The sequence below is a fragment of the Rhizobium sp. AG207R genome, assembly GCF_027109195.1.
Taxonomy (GTDB): domain Bacteria; phylum Pseudomonadota; class Alphaproteobacteria; order Rhizobiales; family Rhizobiaceae; genus Rhizobium; species Rhizobium dioscoreae.
This window is the reverse complement of the sequence record NZ_JAEPVT010000006.1, coordinates 75,441-101,938: the sequence shown is the minus strand read 5'-3', so window position 1 is coordinate 101,938 and position 26,498 is coordinate 75,441. Positions and strand designations below refer to the sequence as shown.

The following is a 26,498-nucleotide window of genomic DNA, read 5'->3' as shown; positions in this document are numbered from 1 at the left end:
GCGGCGGTTTGTTCCGTCTTCAAAAGCGGGGCGGGGCGATTGGACGATAGTTCGCATTTGCAGCATCATTACCAAATTGTGAAAAGTGTTTTCGGGCTTGCGACGAATGGACTGCTTGCAATGGCAACCATTATTTGATCAAGGTGTTCTACTGTTTCAGTAGGATATAGAGACCGGCATGTCGTTCTGGGAAAAATTGCTGAATGCTATCGGTAGCACTGCCGGCAATGCCCTGTCGGCGGTGGTCGAGGCTATTCGCACCGTCTTTGAAGGCGATCCGGAAACGCGCCGTAAGGTGGCATTTTCCGTCGCCATAATCGCTCTTTCCGCCAAAATGGCGAAAGCAGACGGTGTGGTGACGGAAAACGAGGTCAACGCGTTCCGCGAGATCTTCGAATTTCCGCCCGATCAGGCGAAAAACGTCGCCCGTCTCTATAATCTGGCGCGCCAGGACGTGGCCGGTTACGAAGCCTATGCGGAGCGGCTGTCCTCCCTTTGCGCGACCTGCACGAAGAATTGCCCCGTGCTGGAAGATGTACTCGACGGTCTCTTCCATATCGCCAAGGCAGATGGCCTGATCCATGAGAAGGAAATGGATTTCCTTCAGCATGTGGCCGAAATCTTCCATATGAGCGAAGAGCGGTTCGAGCAGATCATGGCGCGCCATGTGAATGTTGGCGGCCGCGATCCCTACAAGGTGCTCGGCGTCTCGCGCCAGGACGATTTCCCGACGATCCGCCGCCGCTACCATGGCCTCGTCTACGAGAACCATCCGGATCGCCTCGTGTCGCGTGGGGTGCCGGAAGAGTTCCATGCCATCGCAAACGAACGCATGGCGGCTCTGAATGCGGCTTATGCCGAGATCGAGAAAGAACGCCGCGCAGCATGAGTGCATTCCAGGCCGATTTCGCTCGCGCCCATGTGCAGCCTTCGCCGAACCATGGCGAGAGGCGGGATGGACGTCGGCCTGATATCATCCTTCTGCACTATACTGGTATGGGCACGGCTGAGGGCGCTCTCGATTGGCTCTGTCGTCCGGAGAGCCAAGTGTCGAGCCATTATTTCGTCTTCGAGGACGGGCGGATCATGCAGCTTGTTCCCGAAGAGCGCCGAGCGTGGCATGCGGGCAAGAGTTCGTGGCATGGCGAGACCGATATCAATTCATCGTCGATCGGCATCGAGATCGCCAATGCCGGCCATCCCGGCGGACTGCCTGAATTCCCCGATGCGCAGATCGAAGCGGTGATCGAACTGTGTCGCGATTGCGGCCAACGCTGGGCAATCGCGCCTGAACGGGTGCTTGGACACTCCGATGTTGCCCCTGTGCGTAAGGTCGATCCGGGCGAGAAATTCCCCTGGGCGCGGCTGGCTGCGGCCGGTGTCGGGCACTGGGTTGAGCCGGCTTCGATCACCGGCGGTCGCTTCTTCCAGAAGGGCGATGTCGGTCAGCCGATCGAGGCCTTGCAGTCGATGCTCTCGCTCTATGGCTACAGCACTGAAATAAATGGCGAATTCTCGGAAAAACTGAAGGGCGACGTTGAAGCCTTCCAGCGCCATTTCCGGCAGGAGCGAGTGGACGGCATTGCCGATTTTTCGACGATCGATACGCTGCATCGCCTGCTGGCCGCGCTGCCGCGCTATTCCTGAATTCGTTCCGTTCTGTCATCGGTGTTTATAGCCGGCTATAGATGCGAAAACGCGTAACGCCCTGCTGCGCCACAGCTTTTCCCTATTATCTCCGCATTGCATTGGTCTAACGACGCTCGCTGAACGGCGGTCGCGCCGTCTGGGTTTGTGTGTCGCGCGACCGTAGACGACTAATGGGGACTGTGCATTCCGGCGGCTCTTTTTGCCTCCAGCCGGACGTGATGGCTTGCGCTATCCGCGGTCCCGCCCCTGGAGACAAAAGACTACATGAAAAATTTGATTGTTGCGGCTGTGGCATGCGTGGGCGTGCTGCTGGCGGGATATGATTCTGCCTCTGCAGGCGAGCGCCATGCGAAGCAGAAAACGGTTCCTCTTAAGATCGTCAGCCGCACCACCGGCTTTCCGGTTCCCAATGTTCCCGCCGAATTGCGCGACGCCGAGACCTCCTTCGCACGGCAAAATCGCTATTCCGCACTGATTGCCAAATATGCCAAGCAGAACGGCGTTGCAGTTGAACTCGCCACTGCTGTCATTCAGATCGAAAGCAATTTCAATCCGAAAACTCGTGGAAGTGCAGGCGAAATCGGCCTGATGCAGATCAAGCCGGCGACCGCCAAGCTGATGGGCTATACCGGCCGCACCAAGGGTCTCTACGATCCCGAAACGAACATCAAGTTCGGCATGAAATATCTTGCCATGGCGCAGGACCTTGGCGGCGGACCGACCTGCAACACCATCCTCAAATACAATGCCGGCCACGGCGCCACGCGCATGAACCCGATCTCGAAGCGTTATTGCGGCAAGGTGCTTGCCCTTCTGGACTGACATTCATGCCAGGATTTCGGATAGGGCGGAATCGTTTTCCGTGCTATCGAAATCGCGACTATGGATGAGGGTTACAGCATGGCAGCGGATTTCAGGTTCATCGTCGTTGGCCGGGGCATGATGGGGGCAGCCGCTGCCCGTCACCTGGCAAACCAAACGGACGGCGTTGCCGTCATCGGGCCGGATGAACCTGAAGATCGCGCCAGCCATCAGGGTGTTTTCGGCAGTCATTACGACGAGGGCCGCATCACCCGCACGATCGATCCGGACACGAACTGGGCCCGTCTCGCAAACCGTTCGATCAGCCGCTATGCGGATATCGAACGGGATAGCGGCATTCAATTCTATGCTCCGGTCGGCTGCCTTGTTGTCGGGCCGGAGCGGGGCGGTGAAATAGCTTATGTCGGCGATGTCGTGGAAGCGGCCAGGCGGCTCGGCGTGCAAACCGATATCCTCGATGATGCCGAGCTCAAGGTGAAGTTCCCCTTCTTCTCCTTCGCATCGGGAAGCGAAGGGGTCTTCGAACCGCATGGGGCCGGCCATATCAGCCCGCGCCGGCTGGTCAAGGCACAATCCCTGCTGGCGGAAAAGGCAGGCGCGCGTGTCATCAAGCAGACGGCGGTGTCGATCCGCGATGAGGGTGGCCTTGCTGTCGTCACGACGGCGGAAGGCGATACATTCAGCGCCGAAAAGATATTGCTCGCCGCCGGCGGTTTCTCCATTGCCGAGAATCTCTTGCCGCGACCTGTTGAGATGAAGGTTTATGGCCGCACGATCACTTTCTTCGAGGTGAGCGAGGCGGAAGCCCAAGCCCTCTCCGGCATGCCATCGCTGATATCGAAGGCGGCTGATGATTTGGACAGCATCTATATGCTGCCGCCGATCCGCTATCCGGACGGCAAATATTACATGAAGATCGGTGGCGATCCCGATGATTTGCAATTCACGACCGAGGCGGAGCTACGTGCCTGGTTCCGCACCGCCGGCCGCGACAAGGCTCGCGAGCATCTGGTGCGGATATTCCATGGGCTCGTTCCCGGCCTGAGGCGGCCACCGGCTTTCACCAATTCCTGTGCCGTCTCCTATTCGCCAACGGGCTATCCCATGATCGGCTATACCTCTTCGCTGCGTGTTGCGGTTCTGACGGGTGGCTGCGGTACGGCCGCCAAGAGTTCCGATGAAATCGGACGGCTTGGGGCGGAACTGCTGCTTACAGGCCGAATCAACGACGAAGGCTACAGCACGGATTTCTCAGCGCATTTCCGCAACTGACATCCGCTCTTCACAAACCAGCATATTTCGGTGGCAATTGCGGGCGGTCTCGGTTAATGAGCCTGTGCCAGTTGGCCGGGCAGCCGCGCTTCATCAATGCCGAAAGGCGATGGGGTGAGGAAAGTCCGGGCTCCACGGAAACACGGTGCCGGATAACGTCCGGCGGGGGCAACCTCAGGGAAAGTGCCACAGAAAGCAAACCGCCCGATCTCCGGATCGGGTAAGGGTGAAAGGGTGGGGTAAGAGCCCACCGCGTCTCTGGCAACAGCGACGGCACGGAAAACCCCACCGGGAGCAAAACCGAATAGGGATGACACGGAGTGCGCAAGCGCTCCAGCCTGTTTCCGGGCCGGTCATCCGGGTGGGTTGCACGAGGCGTCGCGCAAGCGGCGTCCCAGATGAATGGCTGCCACGTTCCGGTCTTGGCCGGAGCCATACAGAACCCGGCTTACAGGCCAACTGGCAAATCATCGCGCTACTTCGGGCGGTGCGTTCAACGCTTCCGCCAAATAATTTTTGAAGCTGCCGAATGCCCTGCATTTCAAGGCTTTCAGCCCTCGATAGACGAGGGTTTTAACCTGTGAAAACAATCCGTTTCGGGACGTATCCTGAAGCCGATCCTAACCTTTCGTTAAACTTAACGTCTTATGAATATTCAGGCTGCGGCCACGTCTGACGTGGCTTCATCCCATTGACGCCCATATGGTCCCATGGTATCCCAAAAGAACACTGCACAAGGGCAAATCAGAGCCCAATTATCGCAAAGCCATGATTGCTCCCGTTCTGGGAGTGTCGAAGGGGTGTCGGCTCTTTCGGCTTGCGAAGCTGTGTCCGATTTTGGCTGTGCCTGTAAGCGAGTAGCGGTTTGCGGGTCATGGGGGACGGGTGTTTCGCGTCATGAACCGCTTCCTGTCAAATGCGACCAACCGGATCGATTCCAAGGGGCGGGTTTCCGTGCCGGCGGCGTTTCGTTCTGTGTTGGCCGAGCGCAATATCCAGGAGCTGTACTGCTTTCAGGATTTTGTGTTTCCGGCGATCAGCGTCGGTGGTCTCGATCTGCTCGATCGCTTCGAGCGGCAGATTGCGGCGGACGATCCGTTTTCGTCGACGGCAAACCAGATGTCGCTCCTCATTCACGGGGGCGGGGTCTTCATGAAGCTCGATGCGGAAGGGCGGCTGATGGTCACGGATTTCATTCGCGACTTCACCGGGATCGCAAGCGAAGTAACCTTCGTCGGTCGGGCGGATCATTTTCAATTGTGGCGACCGGAGGCCTTCTTGGCCTTGCAGTCGCAGGCACGAGAGGAGCGCAGGCTGGCGGGCGGGCGCTCGGAATAAAGCGGGGAAACGGAATGGCGGCGAATTCAGGCGGAGGTTCTTCTGATGCCGGTGGCGGACCGGTTCGTCACATTCCGGTTCTTCTTCGCGAGGTGTTGGAGGCGCTGGCTCCGGCGCCTGGCAAGGTCATCCTCGATGGAACGTTCGGGGCTGGCGGCTATACCTCAGCCATCCTCAAGGCTGGCGCCAATGTGATCGCGCTCGATCGCGATCCGACAGCGATTGCTGCAGGGCAGGCGCTGGTTTCTGCTCATGACGGCCATCTCAAGCTCATTCAATCGCAGTTTTCTCAGCTGGCTGAGCACGCTCCTGAAGGCGGTCTCGATGGCGTCGTGCTCGATATCGGCGTCTCCTCCATGCAGCTTGACGAGGCCGAGCGCGGTTTTTCCTTCAGCAAAAACGGCCCGCTTGACATGCGTATGTCGGCGAGCGGTGTCTCGGCCGCCGATGTCGTCAATCGCGCCAAGCTTGCTGATCTCATTCGCATCTTCGTGTTTCTGGGCGAGGAAAAGCAGGCGCCGCGCATCGCTCACGCGATCGAGAAACGGCGCGCGGAAGCGCCTTTCGTGACGACGCGCGATCTGGCCGGGTTGATCGAGGTCGTGACACCGAGAAAGGCGAAGGACAAGATTCATCCGGCGACGCGGGTCTTTCAGGCCCTGCGGATTTTCGTCAATGACGAGCTCGGTGAGCTGGCTCAGGCATTGTTTGCAGCCGAGCGCGCGCTCAAGCCGGGCGGGCGCCTCGTTGTCGTGACCTTCCATTCGCTGGAGGATCGCATCGTCAAGAAGTTCTTCGCCGACCGTTCGGGTCGTGCTGCCGGATCGCGTCACATGCCGATCGTGAATGAGCGGCCCGCCACTTTCGAGCCGGTCGGCAAATCGATGATTTCTGCGAGCGATGCCGAAGCGGAAGCCAATCCGCGCGCTCGTTCGGCCAAGTTGCGTGCGGGGGTTCGCACCTTGGCTCCGGCAGGGGCGACAGATCTTTCGATCTTCGATCTGCCCAGTCTCGCCAGTCTTGGAAAGCTTGGGGGCTAAAATGCTGAAGACTTTTGACATTGTGCTGATCGGCGTCATGACGGCCATGGCCAGCGTGACCTATACGATCAAGCATCGTGCCGAGCTGAAGCTGGAAGAGGTTCGCCGCCTCGAATCCGAAATCAAGCTAGAGAGGGATACGATCGATCTCCTCAAGGCGGACTGGGCACTGGTTTCTCAGCCGAACCGGCTCGAACGCCTCGTCAACACCTACAACAGCGAACTTCAGCTGCAGCCGACGCTCTCGACGGCGATCGTTCAGCCGAGCGAATTGCCGATGTTGCGCTCGCAGCTTCCGCCGCCGACGGTAACGGCCTCCAACGATCCGAAGAGCGGCAAGGCAGGCGGTGCCAAGAGCGGCGCATCGGTGGCCTCGAGCAACGGCGATACGACGGATGCTCAGATCAGGAAGGCCATCGCCGATGTCGCAGCCGCTCCGGCGCCGCGACCGAAACCGCCTGCTCTTGCCAAGCGCAAGAAGCCGGATGTCGACAACATGGCAACGGGATCGGTGAGGGACTGATGTCTTTTCTTTCGCGCATCATGGTCCTGAAGAGCAAGGCCCATTTCTCCACTGACGGCAATAACCGCCCAAGCGACGGCTTTTCTCGTTCGAGCTTTGAGGGTGCGCGCAAGCGCAAGTCCAGTCAGGCAAAGAGCCGCGTCGTCCTTTTGGTCGCAAGCTTCGTCGCCGTCTATTGCGTGATCGGCGGCCGGCTTGTCCAATTCGCCATGACATTGCCTGAGATGACGTCAAGCATTCTGCCTCCGGATCGTCTGATGGCCTCGCGTCCTGATATCGTCGACCGTAATGGCGCCCTGCTGGCAACCGACATCCGCACGGTCTCGCTGTTTGCCGAGCCGAACAAGATCATCGACGCGGACGAAGCCGTCGAGGAATTGCGCAAGGTTCTGCCGGATCTCGATACCAAATCCACCTACAAAAAGCTTTCGGCGAAATCCTCGCACTTTGCCTGGCTCCGTCGGCAGCTGACGCCGAAGCAGCAGAACCAGATTTTGGCGCTCGGCATTCCGGGCATCGGCTTTCGTCCGGAGAAGCGCCGCTTTTATCCGGGCGGTACGACTGCCCCCCATATTCTCGGCTATGTCAACATCGACAATCGCGGCGTTGCGGGCATGGAGAAATATATCGACGACCAGGGGCTCGCCGACCTCGCTGCTGCGGGAATGACCAACGATCAGCCGCTGCAGCCGGTGAAGCTTTCGATCGATCTGCGCGTACAAGGCATCGTTCGCGATGCGGTCGTTAATGCCGTCAAGAATTTCCAGGCCAAGGGCGCAGGTGCCGCAGTCCTCGACGTCCACACCGGCGAGGTTCTCGGTATGGCCTCGGCTCCGGACTTCGATCCGAACTATCCGAACGAGGGCGCCACGGAAGGCTGGCTCAATCGCATGACGAATGGCACGTTCGAAATGGGGTCGACCTTCAAGACCTTCACTATGGCCATGGCGCTGGATGATGGCAAGGTGACGTTGCGTGATGCCTTCGATGCCACCAATCCGATTCGCATCGGTGGCTTTACCATCAAGGATTTCCACGGTCAGCGGCGCGTTTTGACGGTTCCCGAAATTTTCCAGTACTCCTCGAACATCGGCACGGCCAAGATCGCCGATCTTGTCGGGATCGAGGGGCATAAGGAGTTCCTTACCCGTATCGGCCTGCTCACGAAGATGCAGACCGAGTTGCCCGAAGTGAAGATGCCGTCGCAGCCACGGGTCTGGAAGAAGATCAATTCTATAACAATCTCTTTCGGCCACGGCGTCTCGACGACGCCCTTGCAGACAGCCGTTGCGGGAGCAGCGCTCGTCAATGGCGGCAAGCTGATAGAACCGACCTTCCTGCCGCGCACGCGCGACCAGGCCGATGCCATCGCCAAGATGGTCGTCAAGAAGAGTACCAGTGATGACGTGCGCTTCCTGCTCGAGTTCAACGGCACCAGGGGCTCGGGTCGCAACGCCCGCGTTCCCGGCTACAATGTCGGCAGCAAGACCGGCACGGCCGATAAGGTGGTCAACGGCCGGTATTCCAATACGCTGAACTTCAATACCTTCATGGCCGTGTTTCCGATCGACAATCCGCAATATATCGTCATGACGTTCATCGATGAGCCGAAGAGCGGCGAGCGCGGCGGTGGGACGATTTCGGCCTTCACGGCATTGCCGATCGCGCGTGACATCGTCGCTCGCGCGGCGCCAATTCTCGGGGTACAGCCCAGTTTTGGAAAAGATGACTCGGCCTTGCTGGCGTCTTATTAAGCGTGAAAGAATACACACGTCGATTCGCGAGGGGCGGACTGATCGAGAAGGCGAAAAGTACATTCGATGAACTTGCGGGATATTGCCGGAAATGAGTTTCCGGAACTCAACACACATATTGGCGGAGCGCTTGGCGATCTTGAGATAAGCGGGATCTCCGCCGACAGCCGTAAAGTGGCGCCAGGCATGGCCTTTGTTGCCGTTGCCGGCACGAAGGCGGATGGAGCAAGTTTCATTGCCGATGCCGTTTCGCGCGGTGCTTCCGTTATCGTTGCGGGTCACTTGGCTGATGCCGGTAATGTGCCGCTGCTGCAGGTTGACGAGCCGCGCCGGTTCCTCGCTGTCGCCGCTTCCCGTTTTTACGGGCGCCAGCCGGAAACCATGGTGGCGGTGACGGGAACTGCGGGCAAGACCTCCGTTGCTTCTTTCACGCGCCAGATCTGGGCATATGCCGGCCATCCGGCCGCCATGATCGGCACGACGGGCGTCGTTTCACCGACCCGCAACGAATATGGCGCGCTGACGACGCCCGATCCGGTGTCGTTGCACAAGTTGCTGGCCGAACTGGCGGACGAGGGCGTTACCCATGCGGCGATGGAAGCATCCAGCCACGGCCTCGACCAGTTCCGGCTCGACGGCGTGAAGCTTGCTGCTGCTGCCTTCACCAATCTCGGCCGCGATCACATGGATTACCATCCGACGGTCGAGGACTATATGGCGGCCAAGATGCGGCTGTTCCGCGATTTGCTGCCGAAGGGTTCGCCAGCTGTTATCTTTGCCGATGACGCCTGGTCTGCGCAGGCGATTGCCGCCGCCAGAGACGCTGGGCATGATGTCCGCACCGTCGGGCGCAAGGGCGATTTCCTGACGCTGAAGCGCGTCGAGCATTTTCGCCACAAGCAGATCGCCGAGGTCCATGTTGGCGACGATATCTTCGAAGTTCATATCCCGCTTGCCGGAGATTTCCAGATCGCCAATGCGCTGGTCGCGGCCGGCCTCGCCATTTCGACGGGTGTTGCCGCACCGGTTGCCATGGCAGCGCTCGAAAAGCTCGTCGGTGCGTCCGGCCGCCTGGAGCTGGTCGGTCATACGCATGACGGCGCGCTCGCCTATGTCGACTATGCTCACAAGCCGGATGCGCTGGAAAACGTCCTGAATTCGGTGCGGCCGTTTACGACGGGCCGGGTCATCGTCCTCTTCGGCTGTGGCGGCGACCGCGATCGCGGCAAGCGTCCGATCATGGGTGAGATCGCCTGCCGTCTGGCCGATGTCGTCATTGTCACCGACGACAACCCGCGCTCTGAGGATCCGGCGGCGATCCGCTCGGAGATCATGGCGGCTGCCGCTTGCGCGACGGAGATCGGCGATCGCGCCGAAGCGATCCGCAAGGCTGTCGGCCTACTGAAATCCGGCGACACGCTGATCGTTGCCGGCAAGGGGCATGAGGAAGGTCAGACGATCGGCAGTGTAACGCTGCCGTTCTCCGATCATGCCGAATTGCGCAAAGCATTGGAGGATTTGAAGTCTTGAGCTGGCTATGGACAACTGAGGATCTGATCGCTGCAATCTCCGGCCGCTCTTTCGGAGTGCTGCCTGAGGGCATTACGGGCATTTCCATAGACAGTCGTTCCATCAAGCCGGGCGAAGCCTTTTTCGCCATCAAGGGCGATCGCGTCGATGGTCATGACTATGCCAATATCGCTATGGCGAACGGCGCCGCTTTCATCGTGATCAGTGAGGCACGCTTGCCTGCGATGGGCGGCCTGGCCGTGCCGAAGGTGGTCGTCGATGACGTCTTGGCGGCGCTTGCGCGGCTCGGTGTTGCCGCCCGCAAGCGCACGCAGGCGAAGATTATCGCCGTCACCGGTTCGGTCGGCAAGACGACGACTAAAGAGATGCTGCGCCGCGCGCTGACGCCTTCGGGCAAGGTGCATGCCTCCGTTGCTTCCTTCAACAATCATTGGGGCGTGCCGCTGACATTGGCTCGCATGCCTGAGGATACCGATTTCGGCGTTTTCGAGATCGGTATGAACCATCCCGAAGAGATTAGGCCGCTGGTCAAGATGGTGCAGCCGCATGTCGCGATCATCACCACAATTGCGCCGGCCCATCTCGGCAATTTCAACAGCATCACCGAGATTGCTGCCGCAAAGGCGGAGATATTCGACGGTGTCGTGCCGGGCGGTCATGCCATTCTCAATCACGACAACGATCAGTTCGAGATGCTGGAGAAGGCTGCCATGGCGGCCGGCATCGAGCACATCCATAGCTTCGGCCAGCATGCGAAGGCCGATGTGCGCCTCGCCGAATTCAATGCTTCGGAAGAGAATTCGACGCTTTGGCTGACGATCGGCGGCGAGACCATGGAAGTGGCGCTTGGCGCCCCTGGTCGTCATATCGCGGAAAACGCGCTTGCCGTGCTGGGCGCCGTCATGCTCGTGGAGGCCGATCTCGATCAAGCGGTCGATGCGCTGGCCGACCTGCAGCCGGAAAAGGGCAGGGGCCAACGCCACAAGCGCGCGATCGGCAACGGCTACTTCACGCTGATCGACGAAAGCTACAACGCCAATCCTGCCTCCATGCGCGCGGCCATCGCGTTGCTGGCGACGACATCGCCGCATGCCGGACCAGGCGGACGGGTGGGCAGGCGGATCGCTATGCTCGGCGACATGTTGGAAATGGGGGATTATGCCCAGCGCGTGCATGCCAACCTTGCCGGGCCGCTGCTTGCGGCTGGCATCGAGCATGTCTGGCTGGCTGGTCCGGAGATGGCGGCTTTGCGGGATGAGCTGCCGGAAAGTGTTCATGTCGAATATCACGAGACGACTGAGGAGCTCTCGGAATTCGCGCTCAATTCTGTCGCCCCCGGCGATGTCTTGATGGTGAAATCGTCGCTTGGAATGGGGTTCGGAAAGATCGTCGCGGGCTTGCTTGACAAATTTCCCGCATTTTCCGACACGGGCCCCCACACCCATCAGGGGCTTTAGAAAGGGCTCTTATGCTGATCTGGCTTGCCGAACTGTCGGACCATATTCATTTTTTCAGTACCCACTTCAGATTCCTCAATCTGTTCAGATACATCACGTTCCGTACCGGCGGTGCCCTGTTCACGTCAGCGTTGATCGTTTTTCTCTTCGGGCCGCGAATCATCTCCTCCCTGCGCGTGCGTCAAGGCAAAGGGCAGCCGATCCGCGCTGATGGTCCGCAGACCCATTTCAAGAAGGCCGGCACCCCGACCATGGGCGGCCTGATGATCCTGGCGGGTATCGTAGTCTCGTCGCTGCTGTGGGCTGATCTTGCCAATGTCTACGTCGTCGCCACCTTGCTTGTGACGCTCGGTTTCGGTGCCATTGGCTTCTACGACGATTATCTCAAGGTCACGAAGCAGAGCGACAAGGGCTTTTCCGGCCGCGCACGACTCGGCATCGAATTCGTGATTGCCGCGATTGCCGTCTATTTCATGATGACGACGGCGCTGTCCTCCGGTCCTGCCGGCTCCACCTTCGGCTCGTCGGTCGCCTTCCCCTTCTTCAAGAACTTGCTGCTGAATCTCGGCATGTTCTTTGTATTTTTTGGCGCTTTCGTCATTGTTGCCGCCGGTAACGCCGTCAACCTGACGGACGGCCTGGATGGGCTGGCGATCGTGCCTGTGATGATTGCCGCGGCCTCCTTCGGCATCATCGCCTACCTCGCCGGCAACTTCGTCTTTGCCGACTATCTCGCGATCAATTTCGTGCCTGGAACGGGCGAACTGGCTGTCGTCCTTGGTGCTGTCATCGGCGCCGGCCTCGGTTTCCTCTGGTTCAACGCGCCGCCAGCCGCAATCTTCATGGGCGATACTGGTTCGCTGGCTCTCGGCGGCATGATCGGCTCCGTTGCCGTCGCCACCAAACACGAGATCGTCATGGCGATCATCGGCGGTCTCTTCGTGCTTGAGGCGCTTTCCGTCATCATTCAAGTCGGCTTCTTCAAGATGACGAAGCGTCGCGTCTTCCTGATGGCGCCGATCCACCATCACTTCGAAAAGAAGGGCTGGACGGAGAGCCAGGTCGTCGTGCGTTTCTGGATCGTCGCCGTCATTCTCGCGATGATCGGCCTTTCCACCCTGAAGCTGCGGTGAGGCGTCGATGATTCCGGTCTCCACGCTGAACGGAAAGAAGGTCGCTCTCTTCGGCCTTGGCGGCTCCGGTTTTGCCACGGCACACGCGCTCGTTGCCGGCGGCGCCGATGTCACGGCCTGGGACGACAATCCGGACAGCGTGGCTAAGGCGGCTGCCGAGGGAATAGCGGTTGCCGATCTCAGGACGATCGACTGGAACAGCCTGTCGGTTTTCGTGCTGTCGCCCGGCGTGCCACTGACGCACCCGAAGCCGCACTGGACCGTCGATCTTGCCCATGCCGCCAGTGTTGAGATTATCGGCGATGTCGAGCTTTTCGTCAGGGAGCGGCGGGCACATGCCCCGGATTGCCCTTTCATCGCGATCACCGGCACGAATGGCAAATCGACGACGACGGCGCTGATCGCCCATATCCTGCAATCGAGCGGGCGGGACACGCAGCTCGGCGGCAATATCGGTACGGCGGTGCTGACGCTCGATCCGCCGAAATCCGGACGTTTCTACGTCGTCGAATGCTCCTCCTATCAGATCGATCTGGCGCCGACGCTCAACCCGTCCGCCGGCATCCTGCTAAACCTGACGCCCGATCATCTCGATCGCCATGGCACGATGCAACATTACGCTGACATCAAGGAGCGGCTTGTCGCGGGCAGCGATGTCGCCGTCGTCGGCGTCGATGACAGCTATTCCTCCCTGATCGCCGACCGTATCGAGCGAGCCGGCGGCAAGGTCACGCGAATTTCGCGCCGGCATGCCCTAGCGGATGGCCTCTATGCCGAGGGCAGCCGTATCCTGCAGGCATCGAACGGTGCGGCAAGCGAGATCACCGATCTCGATGGTATCCAGACCTTGCGCGGCGGCCATAACGCACAGAACGCAGCCGCGGCGATTGCCGCCTGCCTCGCCGTCGGCATTTCTGCCGAGGAGATCCGGGCCGGACTGAAATCCTTCCCCGGCCTCAAGCATCGCATGCAGCCGGTGGGAAGGCGCGGCCGGATCGTCTTCGTCAACGATTCCAAGGCGACCAATGCGGATGCGGCAGCCCCCGCGCTTTCGAGCTACGAAAATATCTACTGGATCGCGGGCGGTCTGCCGAAGGAGGGTGGCATCACCAGTCTGGCGCCGCTCTTTCCGCGTATCGCCAAGGCCTATCTGATCGGTGAGGCGGCACCCGCCTTTGCGGCAACACTTGGCGATCAGGTTCCTTATGAGATTTCCGGCACGCTGGAACGCGCCGTGGCACATGCTGCCGCGGACGCGGACAGGGATGAACGGGAGTCCGCAGCGGTGATGCTGTCACCGGCTTGCGCAAGCTTCGATCAGTACAAGAATTTCGAGGTCAGAGGCGACGCCTTCGTCAGCCATGTCGCGGCGATCGACGGCGTCACCATGCTGATCGGTTCAGCAACTGGAGGCAAGTGATATGGTAAGCCGCGTTGAACGTGGGGCCTTGGCCGAATGGTTCTGGACCATCGACCGCGTGTTTCTCGCCCTTTTCATCCTCTTGATCGGCATCGGCTTCATGCTGTCCTTCGCGGCTTCACCGGCGGTGGCGGAGCGTATCGGGCTTGAGCCGTTCCATTTCGTCAAGCGCCACGCCCTGTTCCTCATACCGGCGATCGCGGCGATGATCGGCATTTCCTTCATGACGCCCCGACAGGTGCGACGGACCGCCGTCATCCTGCTGATCGTATCGCTGGCGATGATGCTTTTCGCGCTTTTCTTCGGCATCGAGGTCAAGGGCTCGCGGCGCTGGGTGAATATCGCGGCCTTGTCGATCCAGCCTTCGGAATTCATGAAGCCGGCTTTCGTCGTCGTCTGCGCCTGGCTGTTTTCCGAACATGCACGTCAGCCGGAAATTCCGGGTAATCTCTTCGCCATCATCCTCTTTGGCATCGTCGTCGCTTTGCTCGTCGCGCAGCCTGACCTTGGCCAGACGATCCTGACGACCGCCGTCTGGGGCGGCATGTTCTTCATGGCCGGCATGCCCTGGCTGTGGATCATCGTGCTCGGCGGCCTCGGCGCGGGCGGTTTCGTCACGGCCTATTATGTCTTCGATCACGTGGCGCAACGCGTGAACAAGTTTCTGACGGGCGAGGGCGATACGTTCCAGGTCGACACCGCCAAGGAAGCGATCGTCCATGGCAACTGGTTCGGCGTCGGTCCTGGCGAGGGCATCGTCAAGCGTATCATTCCGGACGCCCATACCGACTTCATCTTCTCGGTGGCGGCCGAAGAGTTCGGTGCCATCTTCTGCATCGTGCTCGTGCTGATCTTCGCCTTCCTCGTGTTGCGCGGCCTGTCGCATGCCTACAAGGAGAAGAACGACTTCAACCGTTTTGCCGTCGCCGGTCTGGTGCTGCAGATCGGCATCCAATCGATCATCAACATCGGCGTGAACCTGCAGCTGCTGCCGGCCAAGGGCATGACGCTGCCGCTGATTTCCTACGGCGGTTCGTCGATGACCGCGATCTGCGTGACGGCAGGCTTCATTCTGGCGCTGACGCGTCACAGGCCGGAAAAGCGTGCGCAGGACCGGACCATGTTCCGCGTGACGCACGGATTGCCGGCGGAGTGATCGTCTTGGGACTACCGGCCATCCGCTCCTCATATCTCCTGCCCGCTGTTCATTCTCTGGTCGCTTTTCCCGAAACGCCGGTCTATGAGGGGGGCTTGGCCCGCGCCGATGACGCGGTCGGGGCGGCTTCCTATATCAGGGAGATGCCCCGAGTAGTGGGGTATTCGCGGGAGCGAAAATCATGAGTAAAGGCATTGTCCTTCTTGCCGCCGGCGGTACCGGCGGTCACGTATTTCCGGCCGAAGCACTGGCCTACAAGCTGAAGGAGCGCGGCTATTCCGTGCACCTCGTCACCGACAGCCGTGCCGAACGCTATGCCGGCAAATTTCCGGCAGACGATATCCATGTCGTGCCCTCGGCAACGATCGGCTCGAAGAACCCGTTAAAGGTTGCGCAGGCCCTCTGGACGCTATGGACCGGCATGCGTGCAGCGCGCAAGCTGATCCAGCGCATCAAGCCCGTCTGTGTCGTCGGCTTCGGTGGCTATCCGACGGTTCCGCCGTTTCTGGCCGCGACGCGCATGGGCGTGCCGTCCATGCTGCACGAGCAGAACGCGGTCATGGGCCGCGCCAACAAGATGCTGGCGACGCGCGTTCGCGCTATTGCCGGCGGTTTCCTCACCGAAAACGGCGCGTTTGCCGAGAAGACGGTGACCACGGGCAATCCCGTGCGCCCGGCCGTCATCGAAGCGGCAAAACGCCCTTATGTGCCATCTGGTCCGGAAGATCCGTTCAATCTTGTCGTCTTCGGCGGCAGCCAGGGGGCGCAATATTTCTCCAAGGCCGTTCCTACGGCGATCAGCCTGCTTGAGGAACCGCTGCGAAAGCGGCTGCGGATCACGCAGCAGGTGCGTCCTGAGGATATGGAGACGGTCAACAGCTGCACGAGAAAGCTTGACATGGGCGCCGATGTCGCGCCGTTCTTCAACGATATGGCGGAGCGCATCGGCGCTGCGCATCTGGTTCTCTGCCGCTCCGGCGCCTCCACGGTCTCCGAGCTTGCGGTTATTGGGCGCCCCGCGATCCTGGTTCCCTATCCGCATGCGCTCGATCACGATCAGGCGGCCAATGCGGCTGCACTGGCGGCAACCGGCGGCGTCAAGGTCATCGTGCAGTCGGAACTGACGCCGGAGAAACTTTCCACCATTCTGCGCGGCGCCATGACCATGCCGGAAAAGCTCGCAAAGATGGCTGCATCAGCCAAGCAGGCGGGCAAACCGGATGCGGCAAACTTGCTTGCCGACATGGTTGAGGCTATTGCCGCGGGACGTTCAATTCAGCAATTCAAGGGGGCAGGCGCATGAAGCTGCCGAAGGCAATCGGCCTTGTGCATTTTATCGGTATCGGTGGCATCGGGATGAGCGGCATTGCCGAGGTTCTGCATAACCTCGGCCATCGCGTGCAGGGTTCCGATCAATCGGAAAGTGCCAATGTGCAGCGGCTGCGCGACAAGGGTATTCCGGTCCATATCGGTCACAAGGCTGAAAACCTCGGCGATGCCGAAGTCGTCGTTGTCTCCACCGCCATCAAGAAGAGCAATCCGGAGCTGGTCGCGGCGCGTGAAAAGCTGCTGCCGGTCGTGCGCCGTGCCGAAATGCTTGCCGAATTGATGCGCTTCCGCAATGCGATTGCCATCGGCGGTACGCATGGCAAGACGACGACGACCTCGCTCGTCGCGACGCTGCTAGAAGCCGGCGGCCTTGATCCCACGGTCATCAATGGCGGTATCATCAATGCCTATGGCACCAATGCGCGCATGGGTGAAGGCGAGTGGATGGTGGTCGAGGCAGACGAGTCGGATGGCACCTTCCTGAAACTGCCGGCGGATGTTGCCGTCGTCACCAATATCGATCCGGAACATCTCGATCATTACGGCAATTTCGATGCCGTGCGCGCCGCTTTCCGGCAGTTCGTGGAGAATGTGCCGTTCTACGGCTTCGGCGTCATGTGCATCGACCATCCGGAAGTGCAGTCACTGGTTAGCCGCATCGAGGACCGCAAGGTCATCACCTATGGCGAGAACCCGCAGGCCGACGTGCGTTTCTCGAATGTGCGGATCGATGGCACGCGTTCGCTGTTCGATATCGAAATCCGCAGACGCCGCACCGGCAAGGTGATCCAGATCAAGGATCTCATCATGCCAATGCCGGGCCGCCACAATATTTCCAATGCGACCGCCGCCGTTGCGGTTGCCAACCGGCTGGGGATTTCCAATGAGGCGATCGCCAAGGGCCTTGCATCCTTCGGCGGCGTCAAGCGCCGCTTCACGCTGACCGGCGAATGGAACGGGGTCAAAGTCTTCGACGACTACGGCCATCATCCCGTCGAAATCAAGGCGGTGCTGAAGGCAGCACGCGAAGCCTGCAAGGGCCGCATCATCGCCGTTCATCAACCACATCGCTACACGCGCCTTTCGAGCCTCTTCGAGGAATTCGCGGCTTGCTTCAACGATGCCGACAGTATCTTCCTGGCGCCCGTCTATGCCGCCGGGGAAGATCCGATCGAGGGCGTTGATTCGCAGACGCTGGTTTCGCGCATCAAGGCAGGCGGTCATCGCGATGCACGCTATCTGCCTTCACAGGAAGATCTTGCCGCCATGGTTGCAGAGATTGCGCGACCTGGTGATTTTGTGGTTCTGTTGGGGGCTGGTAGCATCACATATTGGGCAGCATCATTGCCAAAGGAATTGGAAGGCCTCTCGGGTAAGTCCGCATGAAACAAGTAGATGGGGAAAAGCTTCTGGCGTCGCTCGGCGACGGTGTAAAGGACATCAGGGGACGGCTGACGCCGGATGCCCCGATGGATCGTGTGACGTGGTTCCGCGCCGGCGGGCTGGCGGAACTGATGTTCCAGCCGCACGATACGGACGATCTCATCACGTTCCTGAAGATCCTGCCGGAAGAGGTGCCGCTGACGGTCGTCGGCGTGGGTTCGAACATATTGGTGCGGGATGGCGGCATTCCGGGCGTTGTCCTCAGGCTTTCGGCCAAGGGTTTCGGTTCTGTCGAGCTTGCCGGTGAAAACCGCATCCTGGCCGGCGCGATCTGCCCGGACAAGCATGTCGCAGCCATGGCAATGGACAATAGCATCGGCGGTTTCCATTTCTATTACGGCATTCCCGGGAGCATCGGTGGTGCCGCGCGGATGAATGCAGGCGCCAATGGTGCCGAAACCCGTGAGCGCGTCATTGAGGTGCATGCCGTCGACCGCAAGGGCGACAAGCACGTGCTGACCAATGCCGAAATGGGATACAGCTACCGCCATTCCGATGCGTCTGAAGATCTGATCTTCACGCATGTCCTTTTCGAGGGATATCCGGAGGATCGCGCCAAGATCCGCACCGAGATGGATGCCGTGCGCGCTCATCGCGAAACGGTGCAGCCGGTACGCGAGAAGACGGGTGGCTCAACCTTCAAGAACCCGGATGGTTTCTCCGCCTGGAAGCTGATCGACGAGGCGGGTTGCCGCGGTCTGGTTATCGGTGGCGCGCAGATGTCATCGCTGCATTGCAACTTCATGATCAACATGGAGCAGGCGACGGGCTACGATCTGGAATATCTCGGCGAGCAGGTCCGTCGCGAGGTTTTCGAAAAGTCCGGCATCAAGCTGGAGTGGGAAATCAAGCGCCTCGGAAACTTCATGCCGGGCCGTGAAGTCCGCCCGTTCCAGGGTGTGACCACGGAGTAGGTCCCGACTGCAATCGGTGTCATCTTCATAAAATGATTCAACAAAAAGGCCGGGTTTTCACCCGGCCTTTTCAATTGCTTATGCTTGTTTTCTCAGACTTCGTCGTTGCCCGAGAGCAGGATGCCGATCAGCGAGAGCACTGCTGCGCCGGCGAGGTAATAGCCGACATAGACCAGACCGTAATTGGTCGCGAGCGAAGTGGCGATGTAGGGCGCCAGGGACGCGCCGACGATGCCGCCGAGATTGAACGTCATGGACGCCCCGGTATAGCGCACGCTGGTCGGGAAGGGGGCGGCCAGAGCCGCGCCGATCGGGCCATAGGTAAAGCCCATCAGGGCAAGACCGATGATCGAGCAGGCGAAGGCACCGGCAAGGCCAGCCGTCAGCAGCGACGAGTAGAACAGGCCGAAGATCAGGATGCCGATCGTCGTCAGGATAAGAACCAGACGGCGCGAATAGCGGTCGGACAAGAGGCCGGAGACCGGGATCATCAGGCCGAAGAAGACGACGCCGACGAGCTGAACGACGAGGAACTGGCCCTGGGAGTAGCCGAGGCCGGCCGGAAGCGGCCCGTTGCCCGGGGGGCGAGTGCCCCAGCTCAGTGTGAACGCCGTCATCAGATAGAACAGCACGAAGGTCGCGACCGCGATAATGGTGCCGAGGATCAGGCTGCGGAAATGCGAGCGGAAGATGACGGCGATCGGAACGGAAACGCGTTCTTCCTTCTCGATGGCCCGCTGGAATTCCGGGGTTTCGGTGATCTTCAGGCGGACATACAACCCGACCGCGACCAGCACGATGCTGATCAGGAACGGAACGCGCCAGCCGTAGTTGAGGAAATCCGCATCCGCCATGCTCTCGCGCAGAATCAGGAACAGACCCGCCGAAAGGATGAAGCCGATCGGTGCGCCGAGCTGCGGGAACATGGCATACCAGCTGCGCTTGCCTTCCGGTGCATTTTCCGTCGCAAGCAAGACAGCGCCGCCCCATTCCCCGCCGAGGCCAAGACCCTGGCCGAGACGGCAAAGTGCCAGCAGAATCGGTGCGAGAACGCCGATCGACTCATAAGTCGGCAGCATGCCGATCACGACGGTCGAGAGGCCCATGGTCATCAGAGCCGCGACCAGTGTCGCCTTGCGGCCGATCCGGTCTCCAAAATGGCCGAAGATCATCGCGCCGATCGGGCGTGCGAAGAAGGCAATGGAGAAGGTCGCGAAGGACTGCAGAGTTGCCGAAGTCGGATCGCTTGCCGGGAAGAACAGCTTCGGGAAGACGATAACCGCCGCCGTTGCATAAACATAGAAATCGAAAAATTCGATCGTTGTGCCGATGAGGCTCGCGATCAGAACACGTGCCGGGGAATTCGCAACAGCATTGTTCGATGACGAGGGGGTCGGCGATAAAGGAGATATCGCGTCAGTCATGTTCCCACCAATTCAGAGGATGCTAAGGAGCGCTTAGCGGATAAAAATTGTCCTTAGCGTAATTTTTGTTCAACGCAAACGTTAACTGCGCAAGAAATCAGCGGTTGCGTGCTATTATTTTGCCGTAATTGTTGATTCGTGAGCAATCAGGCGGGTGTTTGTTGTTGGAGAGGCGTGCTCCGGCGAGTCCTTACCGGAATCTTTTTCACCAATGGCCGATTCTCGCTTGGATTGCGGGCTGAGGAGAAAGGTTTCATGCAGAAAAAACTCATCGCTGAGTTTCTTGGGACGTTTTGGCTCGTATTCGGCGGCTGCGGCAGTGCGATCTTCGCAGCAGCCTTTCCGAGCCTCGGTATCGGTTTTCTAGGCGTTGCTTTTGCGTTCGGTCTGACTGTGCTGACTATGGCTTTTGCCGTCGGCGGCATATCAGGAGGGCACTTCAATCCGGCTGTCTCGGTCGGCCTGACGGTGGCTGGCCGCTTTCCCGGCGGGCAGCTCATTCCCTATATTATCGCACAGGTCATCGGCGCCGTTGTCGCCGCGGCCGTGCTCTATCTGATCGCAAGCGGCAAGGCTGATTTCCAGCTCGGTGGCTTTGCGGCGAACGGCTATGGGGAACATTCTCCCGGCGGCTATTCCATGGTGTCGGCACTGGTGGCCGAGATCGTGCTGACGCTGTTCTTCCTGGTCGTGATTCTGGGCTCGACGAGCAGCAAGGTGCCGGCCGGCTTCGCGCCGATCGCCATCGGCTTGGCGCTGACGCTGATCCATCTGATCTCGATCCCGATCACCAACACGTCGGTCAATCCGGCTCGTTCGACAGGGCAGGCTCTCTTCGTCGGCGGCTGGGCTCTGCAGCAGCTTTGGCTGTTCTGGGTTGCGCCCATCGTTGGCGGAGCGTTGGGCGGACTCGTCTGGAAACTGGTCGACGACAGCGAGTGATCTCGGCCTCAATTTAATGCCTGCGGCCCCGCATCGAGTGCTCGATGCGGGGCTTATTGTTTAAAAAAATCTAAATGTAGTGATTTCAAAAGTAGCAACTCCATGATTCCAATGGCAGAATTCTTTAAGTCGGTTTGATTCGAAGCATGCGGCCCTCGCCAGGTCGGGGGAAAGTTAACGAAAGTAAACGCTTCATTAACCTTAATGTCGTTCTAATCGGCCTATTGAAAGCGGGGCGAGAATCGCGGTTAGGCGAGGCCCTGCAAACGCAAAGTAGAGACCGTGAAGTCGGGGGTATTGATGGGTGGCAAGCATGTGGCTGTCCTTTTGGGCGGATTTTCCTCGGAGAGGCCGGTCAGCCTTTCCTCGGGGAAGGCATGCGCCGATGCCCTCGAAGTAGAAGGCTTCCAGGTTACCCGGGTCGATGTTGATCATGATGTCGCCAGCCGCTTGGCTGAGCTGAAGCCCGATGTCGTCTTCAATGCGTTGCATGGTCCTTTCGGCGAAGACGGTACAATCCAGGGCATTCTGGAATATCTGCAAATTCCCTATACACATTCCGGCGTGCTTGCCTCGGCTCTTGCGATGGACAAGTCACGCGCGAAGACGGTGGCTGCTGCCGCGGGCATCCCGGTTGCCAGCTCGATCGTGATGGATCGTTTCGCCATTGTTGGCGAGCATCCGATGAAGCCGCCCTATGTCGTCAAGCCGGTACGCGAGGGCTCGAGCTTCGGTGTCGTGATCGTCAAGGAAGATCAGGCGCATCCGCCGCAGATCGTTACCTCTGCCGAATGGCGCTATGGCGATGAGGTTCTGGTCGAGCGTTATATCTACGGGCGCGAGCTGACCTGTGGCGTCATGAACGGCAAAGTCCTCGGCGTGACTGAGATCGTGCCGCTCGGTCACAGCTTCTATGATTATGACGCCAAGTACGCCAAGGGTGGCTCAAAACATGTCTTGCCGGCGGAAATTTCACCGAATCTTTACCAAAAGATACAAACATTATCGTTAAGGGCGCATGAAGCTATCGGCTGCCGCGGTGTTAGTCGATCTGACTTCCGTTTTGACGATCGCTTTTCCGAAGAGGGCGAACTTGTCTGGTTGGAGATCAATACCCAGCCGGGCATGACTCCTACCTCCCTGGTGCCTGAAATGGCCGCTCATGCCGGCTACTCTTTTGGTGAATTTCTCCGGTGGATGGTGGAGGACGCGTCTTGTTTGCGCTGACGGTCAAAAATATGAGGCGGTCCCGTCATCGCGTCCCGCTCGCCATCGACGAGGTTGAGGACGCATTCGTTCTGCCGCGTCCGCTGCGCCGCACTGTTCGTTTCCTGGTCAGCCTCGGTTCGGGTCGCATCAATATTCCGGCTCATACGGGTACTGTTTCGACCCTCGTTCTTCTTGCTGCGACCGGCCTTTATGGCATGTCGGTTGGTGGTCATACCCAGGCGGTCGCGGAAGCGACGACTTCTGCCGCTGGTTTTGCGATCGAGGATGTAAAGGTCTCCGGCAATGACGAGACCTCGGAAATCGAGATCCTGCAGCTGCTCGGCCTCGACGGTACGACGTCGCTCGTTGCCCTTAATGCCGATGCCGCCCGCCAGAAGATTGCCAACTTGCCCTGGGTTCAGAATGTCGAGGTTCGTAAGGTCTATCCGCGGACTGTCGAGGTGAAGCTCAAGGAGCGTAAGGCCTATGCGATCTGGCAGCACGGTTCCGAGCTTTCTCTAATCCAGAAGGACGGCAGCGTGATTGCACCGCTGCGCGACAACAAGTTTGCAAAGCTACCGCTCTTCGTCGGTCGTGATGCCGAAACCGCAGCCGCCTCCATCGACGACCAGTTTGCCAAGTGGCCCGATGTTCGCAGCCATGTGAAGGCTTTCGTGCGTGTCGCCGGTCGTCGCTGGGATCTCTATCTGGACAACGGCGTGATCATCAAATTGCCGGAAGACAATATCGATGATGCGCTCGCGCGGCTGACCAAGCTCGACAAGGAGCAAAATCTTTTGCAGCGCGATATTGCTGCCGTCGATCTCCGTATCGATGATCGTACCGCCATTGAGTTAACTCCGGATGCCGCAATTCGTCGCCAGGCCGCAGTCGATGCAAGAAACAAGGCTTTGAAGAAAGCAGGTCAGGATACATGAGCTTATTTGGTTCGTCCCATTTCGGCCTGCCTCGGTTGAAGCCTTTGTCTTCGAAGCGGTCGCATATCGTGTCGGTCCTTGACATCGGCTCGACGAAGGTCGTTTGCATGATCGGTCGTCTGACGCCGCGCGAGGAGAGCCAAGTTCTCCCGAATCGCACCCACAACATAGAGATCATTGGTATCGGTCATCAGCGTTCCCGCGGCATCAAGACTGGCGTGATCGCCGATCTCGATGCGCTGGAAGGAGTTGTCCGGCTTGCGGTCGATGCCGCCGAGCGTATGGCGGGCCTGACCGTCGATAGCCTAATCGTCAACGTTTCGGCCGGTCGTCTCGGCAGCGATATTTACACCGCGACCATCGATCTCGGTGGTCAGGAAGTCGAGGCCAACGATCTCAAGAAGGTTCTGGCCGCAGCCTGCCAGCAGTCGATCCGTCAGGAGCGTGCCGTGCTGCACTCGCTGGCGACGGGCTACTCCCTTGATGGCGAGCGCGGCATTCGCGATCCGCTGGCCATGTTCGGCGACGCTCTTGGTGTCGACATGCATGTGGTGACGGCCGAGCGCGCGGCGCTTCGCAACCTCGAGCTCTGCATCAACCGTGCGCATCTCTCGGTCGAAGGCATGGTGGCGACACCTTATGCCAGCGGCCTTGCAGCCCTCGTTGACGATGAAGTCGAGCTTGGCTGCGCTGCGATCGACATGGGCGGCGGCACGACGACGATTTCGGTCTTTGCCGAGGGAAAGCTGGTGCATACCGATGCCGTCAGCCTTGGCGGCCATCATGTCACCACCGATCTTGCACGCGGCCTTTCCACCCGCATCGAGGATGCGGAGCGGCTGAAGGTCGTTCATGCTTCCGCTCTCGCGAATTCTTCGGAAGAGCGCGAACTGATTTCCATCCCGCCGATCGGCGAAGACGAGCGTGACCAGCCGACACAGGTGCCGAAGGCGCTCGTGTCGCGCATCGTCAAGGCTCGCATCGAGGAAACTCTCGAGCTCATTCGCGATCGCATCCAGCGTTCGGGCTTCAGCCCGATCGTCGGCAAGCGCGTCGTCCTGACCGGCGGTGCCAGCCAGCTGACCGGTCTGCCCGATGTGGCGCGCCGGGTACTTGCCCGCAATGTCCGCATCGGTCGTCCGATGGGCGTGTCTGGTTTGCCGACGGCAGCCAAGGGGCCGGCTTTTTCGACCGCTGTGGGACTGATGATCTATCCGCAGGTCGCAGACATGGAAACACATGCGCCGAGCAGCGGTCTGCTCTCGTCGTTTGGAGGTAACAACAGCCGGATCGGCCGCGTTGGCCAATGGCTGAAAGAGAGTTTTTGAGTGCCTGATCCCGGAAATCAGTCCGGGGCAAGCGTCAGGCAAGTGAAATCGAGTGAATTGGCCGGCGTGGCGATGCGGCCATAAAGAGAAGGAACGGGTACAATGACTATCAAGCTGCATAAGCCAGATATCACCGAGCTTAAGCCGCGAATCACCGTGTTCGGTGTTGGTGGCGGTGGCGGCAATGCCGTCAACAACATGATCACGGCAGGCCTGCAGGGCGTCGATTTCGTCGTCGCCAACACGGATGCCCAGGCGCTGACCATGACGAAGGCAGAGCGGATCATCCAGCTCGGCGTCAACGTCACGGAAGGTCTCGGCGCCGGCTCGCAGCCGGAAGTTGGCCGTGCAGCTGCCGAAGAGTGCATCGATGAAATCATCGATCATCTGAACGGTACGCATATGTGCTTCGTCACCGCCGGCATGGGCGGTGGTACGGGTACGGGTGCCGCTCCGGTCGTCGCGCAGGCCGCTCGCAATAAGGGCATCCTGACCGTCGGCGTCGTTACCAAGCCGTTCCACTTCGAAGGCGGCCGCCGTATGCGTCTCGCCGAGATGGGCATCCAGGAACTGCAGAAGTCGGTCGACACCCTGATCGTCATTCCGAACCAGAATCTGTTCCGCATCGCCAACGACAAGACGACTTTCGCCGACGCGTTCTCGATGGCCGACCAGGTTCTCTATTCGGGCGTTGCCTGCATCACCGACTTGATGGTGAAGGAAGGTCTCATCAACCTCGACTTCGCCGACGTGCGTTCGGTCATGCGCGAAATGGGCCGCGCGATGATGGGTACCGGCGAGGCTTCCGGCCAGGGCCGTGCAATGCAGGCTGCTGAAGCTGCCATTGCCAACCCGCTGCTCGACGAAACCTCGATGAAGGGCGCACAGGGCCTGCTGATCTCGATCACCGGCGGCCGTGACCTGACCCTGTTCGAAGTCGACGAAGCTGCAACCCGCATCCGCGAAGAAGTCGATCCCGACGCCAATATCATCCTCGGCGCCACCTTCGACGAATCGCTTGAGGGCATCATTCGCGTTTCCGTCGTCGCAACGGGCATCGACCGCGCGATGAACGAGGCTTCCGACAGGGGCATGGAATTCCGCCCCGCCGCAAAGCCTGCTATGCGTCCTTCCGCGGCCGCCGCTCCGGCAGCGGCCGCAGTTCAGCCTGCCCACGTCTCGCAGGCCCAAACCGCACAGGCTGCCGCTCCGGCTCCTCGTACCGTGGATCCGGTCGCCCAGACCATTCGTGCAGCAGAGGCCGATCTGGAGCGCGAACTGGAATTCCAGATGAGCCGGCAGACTCAGGTGCCGCAGCAGCCGGTTATGCAGCAGGCCGCTGCGCCGGAAGATAACTTCCGTCCGCAGAGCCGCATCTTCGCAGCAGCCCCGGAAGCCCAGCCGGTCCGTCAAGCTCCGGTTCAGCCTCAGCAGCAGGCGCCGGTCATGCATCAGCAGCCGGTCATCCGTCAGGCTCCTGAGCAGGTCCGCATGCCGAAGGTCGAGGATTTCCCACCGGTCGTTAAGGCCGAGATGGAACACCGCGCCCAGCCGGCAGCCGCCCAGGCGACCGAAGAGCGTGGCCCAATGGGTCTTCTGAAGCGAATCACCAATTCGCTCGGCCGCCGCGAAGAAGATCCGGCTTTCGACGACATGATGGCTCCGACGAACAACGCCGCTCCGCAGCAGCGTCGTGCGCCGTCGCCGGAAGCGAGCCTCTATGCTCCGCGCCGTGGCAATCTCGACGATCACGGCCGCCAGGCTCCGCAGGCACGCATGGCAAACCATGAGGACGATCAGCTCGAGATTCCGGCCTTCCTGCGCCGCCAGTCGAACTGACCCGCAACAGGCAGCCCTTTAATAGGTTGCTAACCAT

Annotated in this window: 22 protein-coding genes and 1 other RNA gene; 22 read left to right on the top strand and 1 reads right to left on the bottom strand. The window is 59.9% G+C overall.

The window, feature by feature from the left end; genetic code table 11:
• Positions 1-178: 178 nt before the first annotated feature.
• The 17 genes from JJQ51_RS15450 to murB all read left to right on the top strand — a co-directional run bounded on the left by JJQ51_RS15450 (position 179) and on the right by murB (position 18,781).
• Positions 179-889, top strand: a complete 711-nt coding sequence (locus JJQ51_RS15450; protein WP_113332898.1) for a J domain-containing protein — start codon at positions 179-181, stop codon at positions 887-889.
• Entirely contained in the window at positions 886-1,647 is a 762-nt protein-coding gene (locus JJQ51_RS15445; RefSeq protein ID WP_113351957.1) for an N-acetylmuramoyl-L-alanine amidase, read from the top strand. The genes JJQ51_RS15450 and JJQ51_RS15445 overlap by 4 nt, the downstream gene beginning before the upstream one ends.
• 267 nt (positions 1,648-1,914) lie before the next feature.
• Positions 1,915-2,472 (top strand): lytic transglycosylase domain-containing protein, encoded by a 558-nt coding sequence (locus tag JJQ51_RS15440; protein ID WP_069612544.1) that lies wholly within the window; start codon positions 1,915-1,917, stop codon positions 2,470-2,472.
• Positions 2,473-2,550: 78 nt separating this feature from the next.
• On the top strand, positions 2,551-3,744 hold the full coding sequence (locus tag JJQ51_RS15435; RefSeq protein WP_113352052.1) for an NAD(P)/FAD-dependent oxidoreductase: 1,194 nt from the start codon (positions 2,551-2,553) through the stop codon (positions 3,742-3,744).
• Between the two features lie 67 nt (positions 3,745-3,811).
• An RNA gene (gene rnpB / locus JJQ51_RS15430) (RNase P RNA component class A) lies at positions 3,812-4,211 on the top strand.
• Positions 4,212-4,641: 430 nt separating this feature from the next.
• Positions 4,642-5,082 carry a division/cell wall cluster transcriptional repressor MraZ gene (gene mraZ, locus JJQ51_RS15425; protein WP_233788704.1) on the top strand — a complete coding sequence of 147 codons (441 nt, stop codon included), beginning with the start codon at positions 4,642-4,644 and terminating at the stop codon, positions 5,080-5,082.
• A 14-nt stretch (positions 5,083-5,096) separates the two neighbouring features.
• Positions 5,097-6,122 carry a 16S rRNA (cytosine(1402)-N(4))-methyltransferase RsmH gene (rsmH, locus tag JJQ51_RS15420; protein ID WP_113351959.1) on the top strand — a complete coding sequence of 342 codons (1,026 nt, stop codon included), beginning with the start codon at positions 5,097-5,099 and terminating at the stop codon, positions 6,120-6,122.
• Position 6,123: 1 nt separating this feature from the next.
• Positions 6,124-6,645 carry a cell division protein FtsL gene (ftsL, locus tag JJQ51_RS15415; protein WP_113332903.1) on the top strand — a complete coding sequence of 174 codons (522 nt, stop codon included), beginning with the start codon at positions 6,124-6,126 and terminating at the stop codon, positions 6,643-6,645.
• The gene (locus JJQ51_RS15410) at positions 6,645-8,399 is read left to right on the top strand and encodes a peptidoglycan D,D-transpeptidase FtsI family protein (RefSeq protein WP_113351960.1); all 1,755 of its coding nucleotides are present in this window, start codon (positions 6,645-6,647) and stop codon (positions 8,397-8,399) included. The genes ftsL and JJQ51_RS15410 overlap by 1 nt, the downstream gene beginning before the upstream one ends.
• Positions 8,400-8,465: 66 nt before the next feature.
• Complete coding sequence (locus JJQ51_RS15405; RefSeq protein WP_113351961.1) at positions 8,466-9,929, top strand: UDP-N-acetylmuramoyl-L-alanyl-D-glutamate--2,6-diaminopimelate ligase; 1,464 nt, start codon at positions 8,466-8,468, stop codon at positions 9,927-9,929.
• On the top strand, positions 9,926-11,386 hold the full coding sequence (locus tag JJQ51_RS15400; protein WP_113351962.1) for a UDP-N-acetylmuramoylalanyl-D-glutamyl-2,6-diaminopimelate--D-alanyl-D-alanine ligase: 1,461 nt from the start codon (positions 9,926-9,928) through the stop codon (positions 11,384-11,386). Before JJQ51_RS15405 ends, JJQ51_RS15400 begins: the two co-directional genes overlap by 4 nt.
• Before the next feature lie 11 nt (positions 11,387-11,397).
• Positions 11,398-12,519, top strand: a complete 1,122-nt coding sequence (mraY, locus tag JJQ51_RS15395) for a phospho-N-acetylmuramoyl-pentapeptide-transferase (protein ID WP_113351963.1) — start codon at positions 11,398-11,400, stop codon at positions 12,517-12,519.
• A 7-nt stretch (positions 12,520-12,526) separates the two neighbouring features.
• Entirely contained in the window at positions 12,527-13,939 is a 1,413-nt protein-coding gene (murD, locus tag JJQ51_RS15390; RefSeq protein ID WP_113351964.1) for a UDP-N-acetylmuramoyl-L-alanine--D-glutamate ligase, read from the top strand.
• A 1-nt stretch (position 13,940) separates the two neighbouring features.
• Complete coding sequence (ftsW, locus tag JJQ51_RS15385; RefSeq protein WP_069612536.1) at positions 13,941-15,095, top strand: putative lipid II flippase FtsW; 1,155 nt, start codon at positions 13,941-13,943, stop codon at positions 15,093-15,095.
• Between the two features lie 181 nt (positions 15,096-15,276).
• Positions 15,277-16,398: an undecaprenyldiphospho-muramoylpentapeptide beta-N-acetylglucosaminyltransferase gene (murG, locus tag JJQ51_RS15380; RefSeq protein WP_269244860.1), complete on the top strand. Its 1,122-nt coding sequence runs from the start codon at positions 15,277-15,279 to the stop codon at positions 16,396-16,398.
• Positions 16,395-17,810: a UDP-N-acetylmuramate--L-alanine ligase gene (gene murC, locus JJQ51_RS15375; RefSeq protein ID WP_113351966.1), complete on the top strand. Its 1,416-nt coding sequence runs from the start codon at positions 16,395-16,397 to the stop codon at positions 17,808-17,810. The genes murG and murC overlap by 4 nt, the downstream gene beginning before the upstream one ends.
• Entirely contained in the window at positions 17,807-18,781 is a 975-nt protein-coding gene (murB, locus tag JJQ51_RS15370; RefSeq protein WP_113332909.1) for a UDP-N-acetylmuramate dehydrogenase, read from the top strand. Before murC ends, murB begins: the two co-directional genes overlap by 4 nt.
• A 92-nt stretch (positions 18,782-18,873) precedes the next feature.
• On the opposite strand, the gene JJQ51_RS15365 is transcribed toward murB, so the two are convergent.
• On the bottom strand, positions 18,874-20,205 hold the full coding sequence (locus JJQ51_RS15365; RefSeq protein WP_106998269.1) for an MFS transporter: 1,332 nt from the start codon (positions 20,203-20,205) through the stop codon (positions 18,874-18,876).
• Positions 20,206-20,460: 255 nt separating this feature from the next.
• On the opposite strand from JJQ51_RS15365, the gene aqpZ reads away from it, so the two are divergent.
• From aqpZ to ftsZ, 5 genes are all read left to right on the top strand, one after another.
• Positions 20,461-21,147, top strand: a complete 687-nt coding sequence (aqpZ, locus tag JJQ51_RS15360; protein ID WP_113332911.1) for an aquaporin Z — start codon at positions 20,461-20,463, stop codon at positions 21,145-21,147.
• Positions 21,148-21,447: 300 nt separating this feature from the next.
• A complete protein-coding gene (locus tag JJQ51_RS15355; RefSeq protein WP_113351967.1) occupies positions 21,448-22,374 on the top strand; it encodes a D-alanine--D-alanine ligase in 927 nt (308 codons plus the stop codon).
• Positions 22,362-23,294, top strand: coding sequence for a cell division protein FtsQ/DivIB (locus tag JJQ51_RS15350; RefSeq protein ID WP_069612529.1), 933 nt, complete (start codon positions 22,362-22,364; stop codon positions 23,292-23,294). Before JJQ51_RS15355 ends, JJQ51_RS15350 begins: the two co-directional genes overlap by 13 nt.
• Positions 23,291-24,622, top strand: a complete 1,332-nt coding sequence (gene ftsA / locus JJQ51_RS15345) for a cell division protein FtsA (protein ID WP_069612528.1) — start codon at positions 23,291-23,293, stop codon at positions 24,620-24,622. The genes JJQ51_RS15350 and ftsA overlap by 4 nt, the downstream gene beginning before the upstream one ends.
• Before the next feature lie 102 nt (positions 24,623-24,724).
• The gene (gene ftsZ / locus JJQ51_RS15340; protein ID WP_113351968.1) at positions 24,725-26,461 is read left to right on the top strand and encodes a cell division protein FtsZ; all 1,737 of its coding nucleotides are present in this window, start codon (positions 24,725-24,727) and stop codon (positions 26,459-26,461) included.
• Positions 26,462-26,498: the final 37 nt, after the last annotated feature.